The organism is Mesorhizobium kowhaii (genome assembly GCF_003253745.1).
Lineage (GTDB): Bacteria > Pseudomonadota > Alphaproteobacteria > Rhizobiales > Rhizobiaceae > Mesorhizobium > Mesorhizobium kowhaii.
Genome location: NZ_MZXV01000051.1, coordinates 87927 through 104826, shown reverse-complemented (window position 1 = coordinate 104826; position 16900 = coordinate 87927). Strand labels below are relative to the sequence as shown.

Below are 16900 nucleotides of genomic sequence, written 5' to 3'. Positions count from 1 at the left end.
ACCATTGCTTCTGTTCTCTTTATGTTCGCAGCGATGGCGGCCCCTGTCAACAATCCCGATCACGGTTTTTGCCGCGACTGCCTGACGTTTCAGCGCAGCCAGACGCGCCGCTGCGAACGCTGCGGCAGCCCCCGGCTGGCGCGCCATCCCGAGCTCTACCGGCTGCATCTGGCCCATATCGATTGCGACGCCTTCTATGCGGCGATCGAAAAGCGCGACAACCCGGCGCTCAAGGACAAGCCGTTGATCATCGGCGGCGGCAAGCGCGGCGTCGTCTCCACCGCTTGCTACATCGCCCGCATCCAGGGCGTGCGCTCGGCAATGCCGATGTTCAAGGCGCTCGAAGCCTGTCCCGAGGCGGTCGTCATCAGCCCCAATATGGAAAAATACGTACGCGTCGGCCGCGAGGTGCGCGCCATGATGCAGGCGCTGACGCCGCTGGTCGAGCCGCTGTCGATCGACGAGGCGTTTCTCGACCTCGCCGGCACCGAACGGCTGCACGGTCTGCCGCCGGCAGTGGTGCTCGCGCGTTTCGCGCTGGCGGTCGAGAAGGAGATCGGCATCACTGTTTCGGCTGGCCTGTCCTACTGCAAGTTCCTCGCCAAGATGGCGTCGGATTTCCGCAAGCCGCGCGGCTTCTCGATCATCGGCGAGGCCGAGGCGGTCGGCTTCCTGGCAGCGCAGCCGGTGACCATGATCTGGGGTGTCGGCAAGGCGTTCAACGCCACGCTGGAGCGCGACGGTATCCGCACCATCGGTCAGCTGCAGCAGATGGATCGTGGCGACCTGATGCGCCGTTACGGCACGATGGGCGACCGGCTCTACCACCTTTCGCGCGGCGAGGACGTTCGCCGCGTCGATCCCGACCAGGATGCCAAGAGCGTATCGGCCGAAACCACCTTCGACACCGACATCGCCTCGCTCGATGAGCTCGTCGCGGTACTGAGGGGGCTGTCGGAGAAGGTCTCGGCACGGCTGAAGAAATCCGGCATCGCCGGGCGCACCGTGGTGCTGAAGCTGAAGACCCAGGATTTCAAGCTGCGCACGCGCAACCGCCAGCTCGGCGACCCGACCCGGCTCGCCGATCGCATCTTTCAGACCGGGGTGGAGCTTCTGCGCAAGGAAACCGACGGCACGAAATATCGGCTGCTCGGCATCGGCGTCAGCGACCTCTCGGACGACCACAAGGCCGACCCGCCCGATCTTGTCGACGTCCAGTCGCGCAAACGCGCCATGGCCGAAGGCGCCATCGATGCCCTGCGCGACAAGTTCGGCCGCAGGGCGGTGGAAACCGGCTATACATTCGGCAAGGGCCGCGACGCCCACCCGCCGGAGCCTCTCGAGGACTGACCTTGCTGGCCTTGCATATCGGGTGTGTTGAGATTCAGGTCAGGCCGAGCCGAGAATGGCGGTTTTCGAGAACCGGAGCGGAGCGTACTTAAAGTACGTGAACACCGGAAGCGCAGGAAATCACCGTTCGCAGGCCGGCATCACCTGAATATCAACATACCTGTCAGGTGCGCTGCAGATCGATCCGGCTCGTCACCACGCTCTTGCCGGTTTTCGGGTCGGTGTCGGTGACCGTCAGCCGGATGCCGTTCTCGCCCCTCTTCTCGACCGTCATCCGCGCCTTTCGATCACCGTTGACCTCCTTGGCCCAGCCAATGCCGAGATTGATCGCGTTGCCGGAGCGGCTGCCATTCAGCTGTGCCGGCCCGGTGCGAGACCCGACATAGATGCCGTTGTACTTCGCACCTGTGACCTTCAAGTTGGCGCTGATGGCCCGGGTTACCAAGACGAGACCGCGGCAATTGCCATCCAGCGAGAGTGAGGTTGAGGTCGCATTCGACTTGAAGCTGCAGGACACACTAGCGTTCGGCACATCGGTGGTCACCTGGACAGTACCCTTGCCAGCGAAATTGCCATTGAACGACTGGAGAAACTTGGCCTCATCGGCATGTGCGGTGCCTGCTGCAAACAACAGACAGCCGGCAAGCGCGAACTGCGCGAATGGTTTCATGAAACTCTCCTTGTCGATGTTGCAAAGGCAGTTCCGCAGATAGAATATCGGGACTCAACGCCCGTTGCCGTATCAGGTTCCGCCTCGAACAGGACGTTCTGCAACATCCAGCCGTTACGGCTGGCCCAGAAGAATGCAGCGGCTAGCGATTGCGGCAATGGCCCCGGCCTGCGAGATAGCGGGCATGGTACCTACCCCCTCCATCCCCAAGGCCGCGTTCTGGATGGCGCTGTCGATCGCCTCGTTCCTGGCGATGTCGGTCGCCGGCCGCGCCACGACAGCCGAGCTCAACGTCTTCCAGGTGCTGGAACTGCGCTCGGTGATCGGCTTTTTCATCCTTCTGCCGCTGGTGATGATGAGCGGTGGCTTTGCAGCCATGCTCACGCAGCGCCCCGTCGCCCACATCGCCCGCAACGTCATCCATTATACCGGCCAGGCGGCCTGGCTCTACGCGCTGACGCTGATCCCGCTGGCCGTGCTGATCTCGATCGAATTCACCACACCGATCTGGACGGCTATCCTGGCGGTGACTTTTCTTGGCGAAAGGCTGTCCCGGCCACGGCTTGCAGCGATCGTGCTGGGGCTGATCGGCGTCGTGATCATCGTGCGCCCCGGTGTCGGCGCCGTCGATCCGGGACATCTCGTCGTGCTCGGTGCCGCCGTCTGTTTCGGCGTATCGCTGGTGCTGGTCAAGTCGCTGACGCGCACGGACAGCGTCGTGCGCATCATCTTCTGGATGCTGATCATCCAGTCGGCACTCGGCCTCATCCCGGCGCTCTATGAGTGGCGCAACCCGCCGCTGGAGCTGTGGCCCTGGATCCTGCTGATCGCCTTCACTGGCATGTCGTCGCATTTCTGCATGGCCCGTGCGCTTGCCTATGCCGATGCCACCGTCATTTCGCCGATGGATTTCCTGCGCGTGCCGCTGTCGGCGCTGATCGGCTGGCTGCTCTATCAGGAGCAGATCGACGCCTTCACCGCCGGCGGCGCACTGCTGATCCTGATGGGCAATCTGCTCAATCTGCAGCGAAAAGCGCCACAACCGGCGAAGATCGCCGCGTCCTAGACCATGATCCGCTCTGGTAGAGATTGAGTCTAAGAGAATTTCGTGTCCTGATTGGAGGTTGCCGCCTACTAGCTGGGGCGGTGGGATGAGACACTCCTGGAAGATGGTGCAACGATGCCTCTTATGATCGTCGCTGTTTTGCTGATATCGGTGCTGGTAGCCACCGGCGAAGCGAAAGCCGAAGCGGGAACGCATCTTCTCGAGTCGGAGAATCCTATGGCTTCCTACTATAGCCCGACGGTTGTGGCCGACTATTCTGCGTCCATGGCGCATTATCGAACAAGCTTGAGCGCGCATTCCAGGAATGATGGCTTTGTCGGCGATTTCGTTTCCTCGTTGCGCATTCCATGGACCTGGCGTTCCGATGACGGAAGCACGGTTCGGCGCGTCGGGAACAGCTTGTTCTTGCTCACCGAGGGCGATTGCCTGAGCCGAATGTGCCGCGAGATATCCTGCCGACAGACGGAGTGGCCGGTGTTCGACTGCCGCGATGGCCATAAGCGCAAGATGGCAGCTCCCGGCCTGTTGGGCATCAGCTTCGGCGGCATCAACTACAGCCAGATAGGCAGCCCGCAGTTTTGAGCCTCCGGATCGTGGTGCCACGCGGCGGCCGTTCGGGTTAATCTCTCGATTCTGGCGGGATGAACTCCAGCCCGTCAATTGCCGTCGTCGGGTATCTTGAGGAGGTGACCGCAGGCCTTGCAATAGACGGCGTCGGGCTCGTGTCGCTGCAGCCCGCATTGCGGACAGGGAAAGAATACCTTGGTGGGACGGAACAGCGCCTGCGCCAGCCTGACGAACAGCGAAATGCCGATGATCATGGTGGCGATCGCCGTCAACTTGCCTGCTATCCCGGGCAGGACGATGTCGCCGAAGCCGGTCGTGGTCACGGTGGCGACGGTAAAATAGAGCGCGTCGATGTAGCCTTCCAGACCTGCCGCGGTGCGGAAGAAGAAGGTGTAGACGAAGCCGGTGATGACAAACAGGAAGGTCAAGAGATTGATGACCGCCTGGCTCGCTTCGCGCCATTTCTTGACGCCGCGCATCTCGAAATGCCGCCACAGCGAACCGCTACGCGACAGCGACCAGAGCCGCAGGATGCGCAGGAAACCGAGATTGGCGAGTGCCGTCGGCATCAGCAGCGTCAAGAGGATGAAGGCATCGACCCACGATGTCGGCTGCTTCATCAGCCGCAGCATGTCGTTGGAAGCGAGCAACCGGGCAATCATGTCGACGGCGACCAGTGCCGCCACCGCATAGTCGAGCCAGAGGAATGACGGCGTGTCCTGAAGAACCGGCGTCGCGATGAAGAAGGCAATGATGGCGAGGTCGATGACGACAGCCACCAGCTGGAACCGGAAAGCCGCCGGGGTGCGTCCGTGATAGAGCTTGCGCAGCCTGTCGCGCAGCTGCGCCATTGCTGACCTGTCTGGCAATCCGTCCTTGTCCGCCGCATTCATGATTGCGGTGGCGTTCGCGGCAAAAGCCGCCCGGCGGACTGCCGCCAGCCCGCAAGAGCAGGGGTCACACCAGCTCCACTTCGACCACGCCCGGCACGGCACGCATCGCCGAGGCGATCTGCGGCGAGATCCGGTAGCGATTGGGCAGTTCGATCTCGATTTCCCCCTCGCCATCTTCCTTGATCAGCACGAAGCTGACCTGGCCTTCGCCCCTCACCGAAAGCTGGCCGGCCAGCGTGCCGATCGGCGCCGCATTGCGTACGAAAATGCGCAATGCTTTCTGGATGCGGCTTGCCTCGTCCTCCAGCGACTGCACCGTCTGGATGCGCAAATTGACGCCTTCCGGCCTGTCCTCGGCCGCGACGGTGATGACGACGGAACGGCCGGGCTCGAGCAGGTCGCGATACTGCGCCAGGCCTTCGGAAAACAGCACGGCTTCATACTGGCCGGACGTGTCGGAAAACGCGACGACGCCCATCTTGTTGCCGGTGCGCGTCTTGCGCTCCTGCTTGGTGGTGACCGTGCCGGCCAGCCGTCCGGCGGCAGCGCCGCGCTTGACGGCCGCCGAAAACTCAGCCCAGTTCTGCACCCGCATCTTCTGCAAGGCCGCTTTGTACTCGTCGAGCGGATGGGCGGAGAGGTAGAAGCCGACCACCTGGAATTCACGGTGCAGCCGGTCGGCGGCAAGCCATGGATCCGTCGCCGGCAGATTGAGCGCCTGCGACTGGGCGCCGAGCGAGGCGCCGAAGATATCGTGCTGGCCGGAGACCGCGTTCTGCTGCGCCAGCGACGCCAGCCCCATCATGCGCTCGACGCCTGCCATCATCGAAGCACGGTCATGGCCAAAGCAATCGAGCGCGCCGGCCATGATCAGGCTTTCGAAGACGCGCTTGCCGACAATCTTGGGATCGACCCTCTCGCAGAAATCGGCGAGGTTCTTGAACGGCTTTTCGCCACGCTGGGCAACGATATGTTCGACCGCCGCGTCGCCGACGCCTTTGAGCGCGGCCAGCGAATAATAGATACGGTTTTCACCGACTTCGAAGGGACGAAAGCTTGATATCACCGACGGCGCCAGAACCTCGATGCCGAGGCGCAATGCATCCTGGCGGAAATCGGCAAGCTTGTCGGTGTTGCCCATGTCGAGCGTCATCGACGCCGCCAGGAACTCGACCGGATAATGCGCCTTGAGATAGGCGGTCTGGTACGAGACCACCGCGTAGGCGGCGGCGTGCGACTTGTTGAAACCATAGTCGGCGAACTTGGCCAGAAGGTCGAAAATGAAGTCGGCTTGCGGCTTGCCGACGCCTCGCTCGACCGCGCCCGAGACGAAGCGCTCGCGCTGCTTATCCATCTCGGCGCGGATCTTCTTGCCCATGGCGCGGCGCAACAGATCGGCTTCGCCGAGCGAATAACCGGCAAGCTCCTGCGCGATCTGCATCACCTGTTCCTGGTAGACGATGACGCCTTGCGTCTCCTTCACCAGATGGTCGATCTTGGGATGGATCGACGCCATCTCCTCCTCGCCATGCTTTCTGGCGTTGTAGGTCGGGATGTTCTCCATCGGCCCCGGCCGGTACAGCGCGACCAGCGCGATGATGTCCTCGATGCAGTCGGGCCGCATGCCGATCAGCGCCTTGCGCATGCCAGCACTTTCCACCTGGAACACGCCGACCACCTCGCCGCGCGACAGCATGGCGTAGGTCTCGGGATCGTCGAGCGGGATCGTCGCCAGGTCGATTTCGATGCCACGGCGGCGGATCAGTTTGACCGCTGTTTCGAGCACGGTCAGCGTCTTCAGGCCAAGAAAGTCGAACTTCACCAGCCCGGCCTGTTCGACATATTTCATGTTGAACTGGGTGACTGGCATGTCCGAGCGCGGATCGCGGTACATCGGCACCAGCTCCGACAGCGGCCGGTCGCCGATGACGATGCCGGCGGCATGGGTCGAGGCGTGGCGATAAAGGCCCTCCAGCTTCTGCGCCATGTCGAGCAGCGTCTGGACGATCGGTTCCTTCTCGGCCTCTTCGGCAAAGCGCGGCTCGTTGGCGATGGCGTCGGCGAGCTTGACCGGATTGGCCGGGTTCTGCGGCACCATCTTGGAGAGCTTGTCGACCTGGCCGTAGGGCATCTGTAGCACGCGGCCGACGTCGCGCAGCACGGCGCGGGCCTGCAGCGTACCGAAGGTGATGATCTGGCCGACCTGGTCGCGACCGTACTTCTGCTGAACGTAGCGGATCACCTCCTCGCGGCGATCCTGGCAGAAGTCGATGTCGAAGTCGGGCATCGATACGCGGTCGGGGTTGAGGAAGCGCTCGAACAGCAGGGAGAAGCGCAACGGGTCGATGTCGGTGATGGTCGTCGAATAGGCGACCAGCGAGCCTGCGCCCGAACCACGGCCCGGCCCGACCGGAATGCCTTGCGCCTTGGCCCATTTGATGAAGTCGGCAACGATCAGGAAGTAGCCGGGAAACTTCATCTTGGTGATGATGCCAAGCTCGAAATTCAACCGCTCGCGATATTGCTCGACCGTGTAGCCTGGTGTCGGGCCGTGCGCCGCCAGCCGCGCGTTGAGCCCCTCATGCGCCTGGCGAGCCAGCTCGTCGGCTTCCGCCTGCACGGCGGCATCATTGTCGGCGACGTCGCCGCCGGTGAAGCGCGGCAGGATCGGGTTGCGATTCTTCGGATAGTAGGAACAGCGCAGCGCGATCTCGACCGTGTTGTCGATCGCCTCCGGCAGGTCGGCGAACAGCCTGGCCATATCGGCCTGGCTGCGCAGGAAATTGTCCGGCGACAGCCGGCGGCGGTTGTCGGCGGCGACGACCGAGCCCTCGGCAATGGCGATCAGCGCGTCATGCGCGTCATAATCGTCACGCGCCGAGAAGAACGCCTCGTTGGTGGCAACCAGCGGCAGTTCATGGGCATAGGCGAGATCGATCGAGGATTTCTCGATCATGCGATCATAACCGGAAACCCGGTCCAGCTCGACATAGAGTCGGTCGCCGAACATCGTATTGAGGGTCAAAAGCCGTGCCTCGGCCAGATCGCGGCGATCTTCCTTGAGCGCAATACCGATCGGGCCGCGCGGCCCACCACTGAGGCAGATCAGCCCGTCACAATAGCCCGCCATCATTTCGGTGGTCAGGTGCACCGCCTCGCCGGGCGGTGTTTCCAGATAGACGCGGCTGACCAGCCTGACCAGATTGGAATAGCCGGCCTCGGTCGCGGCGATCAGAACCACCGGCCGCATGTCCGGACCTTGCCGCCTGCGGTCGCGCTGGCCGTCGCTGTTCTCGCCGGAAAAGGCGAGCGCGACCTGGCAGCCGATGATCGGCTGGATGCCGTCCTTTACCGCCTTCTGCGCAAATTCCAGCGCGCCGAACAGATTGTTGGTATCGGTGACCGCAATCGCCGGGACTTCGTCCTTGACCGCGTGAGCCACCACCTTGCCGATCTGCAAGGCGCCTTCCAGCAGCGAATAGGCCGAATGCACGCGCAGATGGACGAAGGGCCGCGCCGGCGCCTCAGGCCGCGCAGCCGCTATCGCGGCTTCGCGCATCAGGGGATCGCGTGGAAGTTTTTCGTCGGCCATAATGCTGCGTGAAGGTCCTGAGTCGATGGAGATGTATTGTCCGGGACCCGGCGATGCCAGTCCAGCAGAAACGATCGCCGACCACAGGCTTGCCGTACCCTGCCTGGCTCGCCTTACGCAAACTCCATGATCACCGCATCGACCGCCAGGCTGTCACCCGGCTTGGCGTTGAGTTTCGCCACGATAAGATCGCGTTCGGCGCGCAGCACGTTTTCCATCTTCATCGCCTCGACGACGGCCAGCGTCTCACCGGCCTTGACCTCCTGGCCCTCGGCAACGGCGATCGACACGACAAGGCCGGGCATCGGGCAAAGCAGCAGGTTCGACGTGTCCGGCGCCACTTTCTCCGGCATCAGCCTTTCCAGCTCGGCGGTGCGTGGCAGCATGGCGCGCGCGGTCACCGACATGCCCTTCCAGGCGATGCGAAAGCCATTGGCAACCGGCCTGATCTGAGCGACGACCTTGTGCGTGCCGATCGTGCCACGCCAGATCAGGTCGCCCGGCCCCCAGTCGGAGGCAACGGTCAGCGCCTCGCCGCCCTCGATCGACAGATCGATTTCGATCGGAATGGAAATCATGCCTTCGAGGATGGACGCCGACAGATAATCTTCACCGATCTTCACCACCCAGTCGCGCTTCAGCGCCCCCGAATGCGGCGCCAGGCGCCCGCCCAGCCGGTCGAGCCGGTCGCGGCGCAGCAGTTCCACCGCGGTCGCAATCGACGCCAGCACGGCTTTCTCATCGTTGTTCGGTACGACAGGCGCAAAGCCGTCGGGATATTCCTCGGCGATGAAACCGGTCGATATCAGCCCTTCCCGCCAGCGCGGATGCTGCATCAAGGCAGCCAGGAACGGAATATTGTGCTCGATGCCGTCGACAACAAAGCTGTCGAGCGCTTCCGACATGGCGTCGATGGCTGCGAGCCGCGTTGGCGCCCAGGTGCACAGCTTGGCGAGCATCGGATCGTAGAACATCGAAATCTCGGAGCCTTCGGTGACGCCGGTGTCGTTACGGATGACGACATCGCCGAATTGTCCTTCTTCCGGCGGCCGGTAGCGCGTCAGCCGGCCGATCGAAGGCAGGAAATTGCGGTACGGATCCTCGGCATAGAGCCGGCTTTCCACGGCCCAGCCGTTCAGCTTCACATCGCTTTGCTTCAAGGCGAGCTTTTCGCCGGCGGCGACGCGGATCATTTGTTCGACCAGGTCGATGCCGGTGACGAGCTCTGTCACCGGGTGCTCGACCTGCAATCGTGTATTCATTTCAAGGAAATAGAAGTTCTTGTCCTTGTCGACGATGAACTCGACCGTGCCGGCGCTCTGGTAGTCGACAGCCCTGGCCAGCGCCACCGACTGCTCGCCCATGGCCTTGCGCGTCTTGGCGTCGAGGAATGGCGATGGCGCCTCCTCGACGACCTTCTGGTTGCGGCGCTGGATCGAGCATTCGCGCTCGCCGAGATAGAGCGCGTTGCCATGCGCATCAGCCAGCACCTGGATTTCGATATGACGCGGATCGACGACGAATTTCTCGATGAAGACGCGGTCGTCGCCGAACGAGCTCTTGGCTTCCGAGCGCGCCCGGTCGAAACCGTCGCGCACTTCCGACTGGCTCCAGGCGATGCGCATGCCCTTGCCGCCGCCGCCGGCCGAGGCCTTGATCATCACGGGATAGCCGATCTCACCGGCGATCTTTTCGGCATGGTCGGCATTCTCGATGACGCCGAGCCAGCCGGGCACGGTGGAAACCTTGGCGGCTTTGGCGAATTTCTTCGATTCGATCTTATCGCCCATCGCCTTGATCGCCCTGGGCTTCGGGCCGATGAAGATGATGCCTTCCGCTTCCAGCGCCTCGCAGAAGGCCGCCCGCTCGGACAGAAAGCCGTAACCGGGATGCACCGCCTGCGCACCCGTCTCCTTGCAGGCGGCGATGATCTTCTCCGGCACGAGATAGCTCTGCGCGGCGGGCGAAGGCCCGATATGCACCGCCTCATCGGCCATCTCGACATGCACGGCATCGCGATCGGCATCGGAGTAGACGGCAACCGTGGCGATGCCCATCTTGCGCGCCGTCTTGATGACACGGCAGGCAATCTCGCCACGATTGGCGATGAGGATTTTTGTGAACATGCGGAATGTCATCCCTCGGGTCGGCCGTTCCTTTTATGGCCTGTGCTGGCGCGGTCAAGCCGGCCGGGTCAATCGCGACCTTTCAATCGATTTGGGATTAGAATTCTTCGTATTGGCCCAAGCCTGGAACCAGCTAGCGGTTGATCGGCAAGGCAAAACCTGAAAGCGTGCGCAAAAATCGCCTTTGGAGGAATTGCCCGATGAAAACCCGCGCCGCTGTCGCTGTCGCCGCCGGAAAGCCGCTGGAGATCATGGAGGTCGACCTCGATGGTCCGCGCGATGGCGAGGTGCTGGTCGAGATCAAGGCGACCGGCATCTGCCACACCGACGAGTTCACGCTTTCGGGCGCCGATCCCGAAGGTCTGTTTCCGGCCATCCTCGGCCATGAAGGCGCCGGCGTCGTCATCGATGTCGGCAAGGGCGTCACCTCGGTCAAGAAGGGCGACCACGTCATTCCGCTCTACACGCCGGAATGCCGCCAGTGCCCGTCCTGCCTGTCCAGAAAAACCAATCTGTGCACGGCGATCCGCGCCACGCAGGGCCAGGGCCTGATGCCGGACGGTTCGTCGCGCTTCTCGATCGGCAAGGACAAGATTTTTCACTATATGGGCTGCTCGACCTTCTCCAACTTCACCGTTCTGCCCGAGATCGCGCTGGCCAAGGTCAACCCGGACGCGCCCTTCGACAAGATCTGCTACATCGGCTGCGGCGTCACCACCGGCATCGGTGCGGTCATCAACACCGCCAAGGTCGAGCAAGGCGCCACCGCCGTCGTGTTCGGCCTCGGCGGCATCGGCCTCAATGTCATCCAGGGCCTGAAGCTTGCCGGCGCCGACATGATCATCGGCGTTGATCTCAACAACGACAAGAAGGCCTGGGGCGAGAAGTTCGGCATGACGCATTTCGTCAACCCGAAGGAGATCGACGGCGATGTGGTGCCGCATCTGGTCAACATGACCAAGCGCGGCGCCGACCAGATCGGCGGCGCCGACTACACCTTCGACTGCACCGGTAGCACCAAGGTGATGCGCCAGGCGCTGGAAGCCTCACACCGCGGCTGGGGCAAGTCGGTCGTCATCGGCGTTGCCGGCGCCGGCCAGGAGATCTCGACGCGGCCGTTCCAGTTGGTCACCGGCCGCACCTGGATGGGCACTGCCTTCGGCGGCGCGCGCGGCCGCACCGACGTGCCAAAAATCGTCGATTGGTACATGGACGGCAAGATCCAGATCGACCCGATGATTACCCACACGCTGAAGCTCGAGGACATCAACAAGGGGTTCGACCTCATGCATGCAGGTGAGAGCATTCGTAGCGTCGTGGTTTACTGAGGAGAAAAAGCCGCCGACCAGCAGGCCTGCGACTGCGTTGCAAGGGTTCAACAAGGGAGGAATGAAATGCCTGAGAAATTGCATCCAAAGATCGACAATGGCTTGCCCAAGGAAAGCGCAAGCTTTGCCGGCGGCACGCTAGTCTGCGCCTGCACCAGCAAGCCGGTGAAAGTGAAGGTCAAGGGCCAGATCGCCCACAACCACGCCTGCGGCTGCACCAAATGCTGGAAGCCTGAAGGCGCGATATTCTCAGTCGTTGCCGTGGCCGGCACGGCCGATGTCACCGTCACCGAGAACGGCGACAAGCTCAAGGTCGTCGACCCGAGCGCGCTGATCCAGCGCCACGCCTGCACCGGCTGCGGCGTCCACATGCACGGGCCGGTCGAGCGCGACCATCCGTTCAAGGGCCTGTCCTTCATCCATCCCGAGCGCTTCGAGGAGGACGGCTGGTCGCCGCCGGGCTTCACCGCCTTCGTCTCGTCGATCATCGAGTCCGGTGTCGACCCGAAGCGGATGGACGGCATCCGCGCGCAGCTGAGGACCATCGGGCTGGAACCCTATGACTGCCTCAATCCCGGCCTGATGGATTATATCGCGACCTGGACCGCGAAGAAGTCCGGCGCCTTGCCGGCTTGATCAGTTGCGGGCCGGTCCTTCCAGGCCAGCCCGCACCAACGGCCCGAAAGCTTGCAACGTCATGGTCACGATCCACATCAGATTTCGCGACTGGCAAGCGTCCGGTATCCACCGTATTCGCAACTTCGGCGAAGACCTCTGGCGAACATTTCGCGACAACAAGCGCGTCAGCATCGATCTCGGCGAAATCGATAGATGTGTCGACGAAATCACGTTCAGCGCCCGAGGGTCCTATGTAAGAAGAGCGGTGAAGGAAGCCGAGGTGGTGATGCGCGAACACATGGTCGACAAGGAATCCGAGATCGTGGTCGAAGACGGCACCGCGCAAGCATGAGTGAACTCCCCGCCATCCTCGTCGACGCCGACGCCTGCCCCGTGAAAGCCGAGGTCGAAAAGGTCGCCGAGCGCCATGGCGTCGTCGTCACCTACGTCTCCAACGGCGGCCTGCGGCCATCGCGCGATCCGATGATCCGCAATGTCGTGGTGTCCAAGGGTGCCGACGCCGCCGACGACTGGATCGTCGACAACGCGCGGACCAACGACATCGTGATCACCGCAGACATTCCGCTCGCCGCCCGCGCGGTGGCGCTCGGCGCCCATGTGCTTGGGCCCACCGGGCGCCCGTTCACGCCGGAAACGATCGGCATGGCGGTGGCGATGCGCGATCTCAAGCAGCATCTGCGCGAGACCGGCGAAAGCAAGGGCTACAATGCCAGCTTCGCGCCGCAGGACCGTTCGCGGTTTCTCGGCGAACTCGACCGCATCTTGCGGCGCGCCCTCAAATCCGCCACACCGCAGTAGAAACCGAGCGCCATCCAAGGTTGGAAACGCCATGGCTGCCGAAACCCCGATGAAGAGCCCTATGCAGCGCCACATGCTGTTCGCGATGTCGTTCGGCTTCGGCGTTCTGGCGCTTGTCGTGGCGTTGCTGCTGCACGCCCCGCTTGCCTATTCGATTGGCGCCAACGCATTCTTTGCCGCCTACGTCATTCTCGTCGTCGCCCAGATGCCGAAGTTCACCGGCAGGTACCTGAGCAAGAATGCGCGCGCCACCGACCAGCCGGTGCTGGTCATCTTCGCCGTCACGCTTGTTGTCGTCGGCTTTGCCACCTTCTCGTTGTTTCAACTGATCAACCAGAAAGACAGCGCTCACCCTGTCGAGCTTGGCTTCGCGCTTTTATCGATCCCGCTCGGCTGGTTCACCCTCCATGCCATGGCGGCGCTCCACTATGCCCATGTCTATTGGATGGACGGCGATGCGGTCGACGCCGAAACCAAGAAGAAAATCCCGGTCGGCGGACTGCTGTTCCCCGGCGACAAGCGGCCGGAAGGCTGGGATTTCCTCTACTTCTCGACCGTCATCGGCATGACCGCGCAGACCGCCGACACCAACATCTCGACGACCCATATGCGGTGTGTCGTGCTTGTCCATTCCATCCTGTCGTTTTTCTTCAACACGGTCATCGTCGCTGCGGCCGTCAATCTCGCCGTTAGCCTGGGCAGCCCATAATAATTCCGTGATCGGATGAAACATCGGTTTGGTTGGCAACGTATCAGGAGGACAATGAGCGCGCACGCCACGCCGCGAGGCCGGGAGACGAGACAAGATGGAATCGGTTGCCAGAAGCCAACCCACCGCCGGGGCGGACACTGCCGCGCCGAAGGATGAGACGCTGATCTACCGCCAGTCGCGCTGGACGCGGCTCACGCACTGGATCTGGGCCATCTCGCTGTTCTTCATGCTGCTTTCCGGCCTGCAGATCTTCAATGCCCGCCCGCAGCTCTATATCGGCAAGCAGTCGGGCTTCGACTACAACAACACCGTCTTCGCTATCGGCGCCGAGAACACCGACGCCGGTGCACGTGGCTACACCGAAATCTTCGGGCATCGCTTCGACACCACAGGCGTGCTCGGCTGGTCGGGGCCGGCAGGCCAGGAAACGGCACGCGGCTTCCCGTCATGGGCGACCATCCCGTCCTACTATGATCTGGGCACCGCTCGCGTCATCCACTTCTTCTTTGCCTGGATACTGACGACGACCTTGATCGTCTGGCTGGTCGCCAGCGCTGTGAATGGCCATCTGCGCCGCGATCTCGCGCCGCGCCTCGACGATCTCAAGCGACTGCCGCAAGACATCATCGACCACGCCAAGCTCAAATTTCACCACACGCGGGAATACAACACGCTGCAGAAGATGGCCTATGGCGGCGTGCTGTTCGTGCTGCTGCCGCTGATGATCATCACCGGCCTGGCGATGTCGCCCAGCATGAACTCGGTGCTGCCGTTCCTCAACGATCTGCTCGGTGGCCGGCAGACGGCACGCACCATCCATTTCACCGTGATGGTGCTGCTGGTCGCCTTCTTCGTCGTCCACATCCTGATGATCCTCGCCGCCGGTCCGATCAACGAACTGCGCTCGATCATCACCGGCTGGTACCGCACCGATCCTCCCGCACAGGACGACAATTCCACCGAGAGGAGCGAGTGATATGGCGAAGTTAGAGATCAGCCGCCGGAAGTTCCTGACGGGTGCCAGCCTTGGCGCCTCCGGCATCATGCTGTCGGGCTGCGACGCCTTCGACAGCCAGCTGAGCATTGGCAGCGGCCTGCGCAGCTTCCTCGAAAACGCCAATGGCCTGACATACCGGGCGCAACGCCTGCTCGCCGGACGCGATGCGCTGGCGCCGGAATTCACCGAGGCCGACATCCGCCAGCCGCAGCGGCCGAACGGCGTCACGGCGCCAGATGACGACGTCTACAAGGGCTTGCTTGCCAACAATTTCGCCGATTGGCGGCTGGAGGTTTCGGGCCTTGTCGAAAAGCCGCTATCGCTCAGCCGCGAGCAGTTGATGAACATGCCGAGCCGCACCCAGATCACCCGCCATGACTGCGTCGAAGGCTGGAGCTGCATCGCCAAATGGACCGGCACGCCGCTGTCGCTGGTGCTCGACCAGGCGGTGGTCAAGCCGCAGGCGCGCTACGTCATGTTCCATTGTCTCGACACGATCGACCGCAGCCTCTCCGGCGACATCAAATATTACGGCACCATCGACCTGATCGATGCCCGCCACCCGCAGACGATCCTCGCCTATGGCGTCAACGGCAAGCCGCTGCCAGTCGAGAACGGCGCGCCGCTGCGCGTCCGCGTCGAGCGTCAGCTTGGCTACAAGATGCCGAAATATCTCTACAAGATCGAGCTGGTCGACGGCTTCGCCAATGTCGGCGGCGGCAGGGGCGGCTATTGGGAAGACAATGGCTACGACTGGTACGGTGGAATCTGAACCGCACCGCAAAATGATGATCGGCCGGGGGGCTAGCGAGCGCCGCCGCCCGGTTCAGGCAACCTTGTCGAGCAGCGGCTTGAGCGCCGGATGGATTTCCGGCGACGCATGCTTGATCAGGGTCAGCAGTGCGCGCTCGTTCTCGTACAACGGCCTGTCTACCCCGATGTGCTCGATCAGCCAGCTGGCTTCGCCGGCATCGATCGTTTCGGCGCGGCGGGCCAGGGCTTCAGCCGCCCTGTTCTTGGCTTCCCACTCGGCCTCGATGTCGTCGGGTGAGCGGTAGGCCTCCATGATGCCGGCGAGGCCACCGGCGACCATGCGGCTGAAGAAACCGCCGATTTCCGGATCGGCATGTTCGAGGAAGGCATCACGGCGCAGCGCCACATCGCGTGTCGGCGCCTCGTAGCCGGCCGAGCACATGACGAAATTGGCGATCGCCTTGACGAACAGATCGTTCCAGGACGGATCGTTGTTGGCCTGGGCTGTCTGCTCATTGATCTTGAACAGCACCTCGGCCTCGGCGCGCGTGATGGCGATGTTGCCGTCGCCGCCATGGGCATGGAGGATCCGGCGCAGCAGCTCGACCTCCGCCTTGGCGATCAGTCCGGGAACCAGCGCACCACCGAGCATCAGCGGTCCCTTGCCGTCGATGACGGCGTGGGCGACCTGCTCCAGCGCATAGACGCAAAGCTGGCTCGGCGACGATCTTGCTTCTTCCAGCACATGGACCAGCAATTCGAGTTCGGTTCGGCTGTCGACCATGCCGTCACGCGAGATCGTGCGGATCAGCCAGTCGGCATTGTCCTGCGAGATGTAGCCCGACGGCTTTTCCTGGTGGACGATGTAGTCGGTGACCGCCTCGACAAAGAACTGCGGCCATTCCTGGCACTTGTCCTTGGCCGTGGCGTCGAGCGCGAACAGCGCCTCGGCCTCGCCGCGCGTCACCACGCCATCGCCGAACACTTCATGGCGCAACATGGCCACGTCTTCCCTGGTGATGCGGCTTTTCGAGGTCAGCCCCGTCACCGGCGCGCTCATGATCAATTCGCCCATTTGTCGTCCCCCCGTCCGCCGCCGGCAAGCGCCGGCCCAAAGCCTCACAGCCGCCAACATATCAGCAGTGTCTTGAAAAACCGGCAAACGGCGTGGTTAGCGAAGACTTGTCAGCAAGACGTCGCTGGCAGGTGACAATGTGTCGTTGACGGGCTATGGATGATGAGTCGAGGACTTTTGCGAGTCCTACCTGTTTGCGGGAGAGAACAGCGAAAGCTGTCGCCGAAGGGGAAATCGCCCGAAATCTCTCAGGCAAAAGAACCGTAGACGGGAAAGACACTCTGGAAAGTCGGGGCTTGCCCCCGCGCCGAAGGTGTAAGCGCCGCTGACAGAG

At 62.7% G+C, this 16900-nt stretch carries 15 protein-coding genes and 1 riboswitch; of the genes, 10 read left to right on the top strand and 5 right to left on the bottom strand.

Annotated elements, in window-relative coordinates; genetic code table 11:
* Positions 1–21: 21 nt before the first annotated feature.
* Positions 22–1350, top strand: coding sequence for a DNA polymerase IV (locus B5V02_RS23005; RefSeq protein WP_111546376.1), 1329 nt, complete (start codon positions 22–24; stop codon positions 1348–1350).
* A 163-nt stretch (positions 1351–1513) separates the two neighbouring features.
* On the opposite strand, the gene B5V02_RS23000 is transcribed toward B5V02_RS23005, so the two are convergent.
* On the bottom strand, positions 1514–2020 hold the full coding sequence (locus B5V02_RS23000) for a hypothetical protein (protein ID WP_111546375.1): 507 nt from the start codon (positions 2018–2020) through the stop codon (positions 1514–1516).
* 184 nt (positions 2021–2204) lie between these two features.
* On the opposite strand from B5V02_RS23000, the gene B5V02_RS22995 reads away from it, so the two are divergent.
* Positions 2205–3086, top strand: a complete 882-nt coding sequence (locus tag B5V02_RS22995) for a DMT family transporter (RefSeq protein WP_111546654.1) — start codon at positions 2205–2207, stop codon at positions 3084–3086.
* 123 nt (positions 3087–3209) lie between these two features.
* Positions 3210–3668 (top strand): hypothetical protein, encoded by a 459-nt coding sequence (locus B5V02_RS22990; RefSeq protein ID WP_111546374.1) that lies wholly within the window; start codon positions 3210–3212, stop codon positions 3666–3668.
* Positions 3669–3742: 74 nt separating this feature from the next.
* Here B5V02_RS22990 and B5V02_RS22985 read toward each other — a convergent pair whose 3' ends face one another.
* The 3 genes from B5V02_RS22985 to B5V02_RS22975 form a co-directional block, all read right to left on the bottom strand.
* A complete protein-coding gene (locus tag B5V02_RS22985) occupies positions 3743–4546 on the bottom strand; it encodes an ion channel (protein ID WP_111546373.1) in 804 nt (267 codons plus the stop codon).
* A 64-nt stretch (positions 4547–4610) separates the two neighbouring features.
* Complete coding sequence (gene dnaE / locus B5V02_RS22980) at positions 4611–8105, bottom strand: DNA polymerase III subunit alpha (protein WP_208647133.1); 3495 nt, start codon at positions 8103–8105, stop codon at positions 4611–4613.
* Between the two features lie 146 nt (positions 8106–8251).
* Positions 8252–10264 (bottom strand): acetyl-CoA carboxylase biotin carboxylase subunit, encoded by a 2013-nt coding sequence (locus tag B5V02_RS22975; RefSeq protein ID WP_111546371.1) that lies wholly within the window; start codon positions 10262–10264, stop codon positions 8252–8254.
* A gap of 200 nt (positions 10265–10464) precedes the next feature.
* Between B5V02_RS22975 and B5V02_RS22970 the strand changes: the two genes are divergently transcribed.
* The 7 genes from B5V02_RS22970 (at position 10465) to B5V02_RS22940 (ending at position 15510) form a co-directional block, all read left to right on the top strand.
* Positions 10465–11592, top strand: a complete 1128-nt coding sequence (locus tag B5V02_RS22970) for an S-(hydroxymethyl)glutathione dehydrogenase/class III alcohol dehydrogenase (RefSeq protein WP_111546370.1) — start codon at positions 10465–10467, stop codon at positions 11590–11592.
* Between the two features lie 66 nt (positions 11593–11658).
* Positions 11659–12228 (top strand): S-(hydroxymethyl)glutathione synthase, encoded by a 570-nt coding sequence (gene gfa, locus B5V02_RS22965; RefSeq protein ID WP_111546369.1) that lies wholly within the window; start codon positions 11659–11661, stop codon positions 12226–12228.
* Positions 12229–12289: 61 nt separating this feature from the next.
* Entirely contained in the window at positions 12290–12562 is a 273-nt protein-coding gene (locus B5V02_RS22960) for a hypothetical protein (RefSeq protein WP_111546368.1), read from the top strand.
* Positions 12559–13029, top strand: a complete 471-nt coding sequence (locus B5V02_RS22955; RefSeq protein ID WP_111546367.1) for a YaiI/YqxD family protein — start codon at positions 12559–12561, stop codon at positions 13027–13029. Before B5V02_RS22960 ends, B5V02_RS22955 begins: the two co-directional genes overlap by 4 nt.
* 31 nt (positions 13030–13060) lie before the next feature.
* Positions 13061–13738 carry a DUF1345 domain-containing protein gene (locus B5V02_RS22950; RefSeq protein ID WP_111546366.1) on the top strand — a complete coding sequence of 226 codons (678 nt, stop codon included), beginning with the start codon at positions 13061–13063 and terminating at the stop codon, positions 13736–13738.
* A 97-nt stretch (positions 13739–13835) separates the two neighbouring features.
* The gene (locus tag B5V02_RS22945) at positions 13836–14717 is read left to right on the top strand and encodes a cytochrome b/b6 domain-containing protein (RefSeq protein ID WP_111546365.1); all 882 of its coding nucleotides are present in this window, start codon (positions 13836–13838) and stop codon (positions 14715–14717) included.
* Between the two features lies 1 nt (position 14718).
* Positions 14719–15510 (top strand): molybdopterin-binding protein, encoded by a 792-nt coding sequence (locus B5V02_RS22940; protein ID WP_111546364.1) that lies wholly within the window; start codon positions 14719–14721, stop codon positions 15508–15510.
* A 54-nt stretch (positions 15511–15564) separates the two neighbouring features.
* Here the strand turns inward: B5V02_RS22940 and B5V02_RS22935 are convergent, their stop codons facing one another.
* Positions 15565–16566: a hypothetical protein gene (locus tag B5V02_RS22935; protein ID WP_111546363.1), complete on the bottom strand. Its 1002-nt coding sequence runs from the start codon at positions 16564–16566 to the stop codon at positions 15565–15567.
* Positions 16567–16753: 187 nt separating this feature from the next.
* Positions 16754–16840: riboswitch (glycine riboswitch) on the top strand.
* Positions 16841–16900: the final 60 nt, after the last annotated feature.

What these genes read in the sequence shown, in the direction of transcription:
- B5V02_RS22945 (WP_111546365.1), top strand. Translation starts at nt 13,836, where the DNA reads ATGGAATCGGTTGCCAGAAGCCAACCCACCGCCGGGGCGGACACTGCC.
- B5V02_RS22960 (WP_111546368.1), top strand. Translation starts at nt 12,290, where the DNA reads ATGGTCACGATCCACATCAGATTTCGCGACTGGCAAGCGTCCGGTATC.
- B5V02_RS22950 (WP_111546366.1), top strand. Translation starts at nt 13,061, where the DNA reads ATGGCTGCCGAAACCCCGATGAAGAGCCCTATGCAGCGCCACATGCTG.
- B5V02_RS22940 (WP_111546364.1), top strand. Translation starts at nt 14,719, where the DNA reads ATGGCGAAGTTAGAGATCAGCCGCCGGAAGTTCCTGACGGGTGCCAGC.
- dnaE (WP_208647133.1), bottom strand. Translation starts at nt 8,105, where the DNA reads ATGCGCGAAGCCGCGATAGCGGCTGCGCGGCCTGAGGCGCCGGCGCGG.
- gfa (WP_111546369.1), top strand. Translation starts at nt 11,659, where the DNA reads ATGCCTGAGAAATTGCATCCAAAGATCGACAATGGCTTGCCCAAGGAA.
- B5V02_RS22985 (WP_111546373.1), bottom strand. Translation starts at nt 4,546, where the DNA reads ATGAATGCGGCGGACAAGGACGGATTGCCAGACAGGTCAGCAATGGCG.
- B5V02_RS23005 (WP_111546376.1), top strand. Translation starts at nt 22, where the DNA reads ATGTTCGCAGCGATGGCGGCCCCTGTCAACAATCCCGATCACGGTTTT.
- B5V02_RS23000 (WP_111546375.1), bottom strand. Translation starts at nt 2,020, where the DNA reads ATGAAACCATTCGCGCAGTTCGCGCTTGCCGGCTGTCTGTTGTTTGCA.
- B5V02_RS22970 (WP_111546370.1), top strand. Translation starts at nt 10,465, where the DNA reads ATGAAAACCCGCGCCGCTGTCGCTGTCGCCGCCGGAAAGCCGCTGGAG.
- B5V02_RS22935 (WP_111546363.1), bottom strand. Translation starts at nt 16,566, where the DNA reads ATGGGCGAATTGATCATGAGCGCGCCGGTGACGGGGCTGACCTCGAAA.
- B5V02_RS22990 (WP_111546374.1), top strand. Translation starts at nt 3,210, where the DNA reads ATGATCGTCGCTGTTTTGCTGATATCGGTGCTGGTAGCCACCGGCGAA.
- B5V02_RS22955 (WP_111546367.1), top strand. Translation starts at nt 12,559, where the DNA reads ATGAGTGAACTCCCCGCCATCCTCGTCGACGCCGACGCCTGCCCCGTG.
- B5V02_RS22975 (WP_111546371.1), bottom strand. Translation starts at nt 10,264, where the DNA reads ATGTTCACAAAAATCCTCATCGCCAATCGTGGCGAGATTGCCTGCCGT.
- B5V02_RS22995 (WP_111546654.1), top strand. Translation starts at nt 2,205, where the DNA reads ATGGTACCTACCCCCTCCATCCCCAAGGCCGCGTTCTGGATGGCGCTG.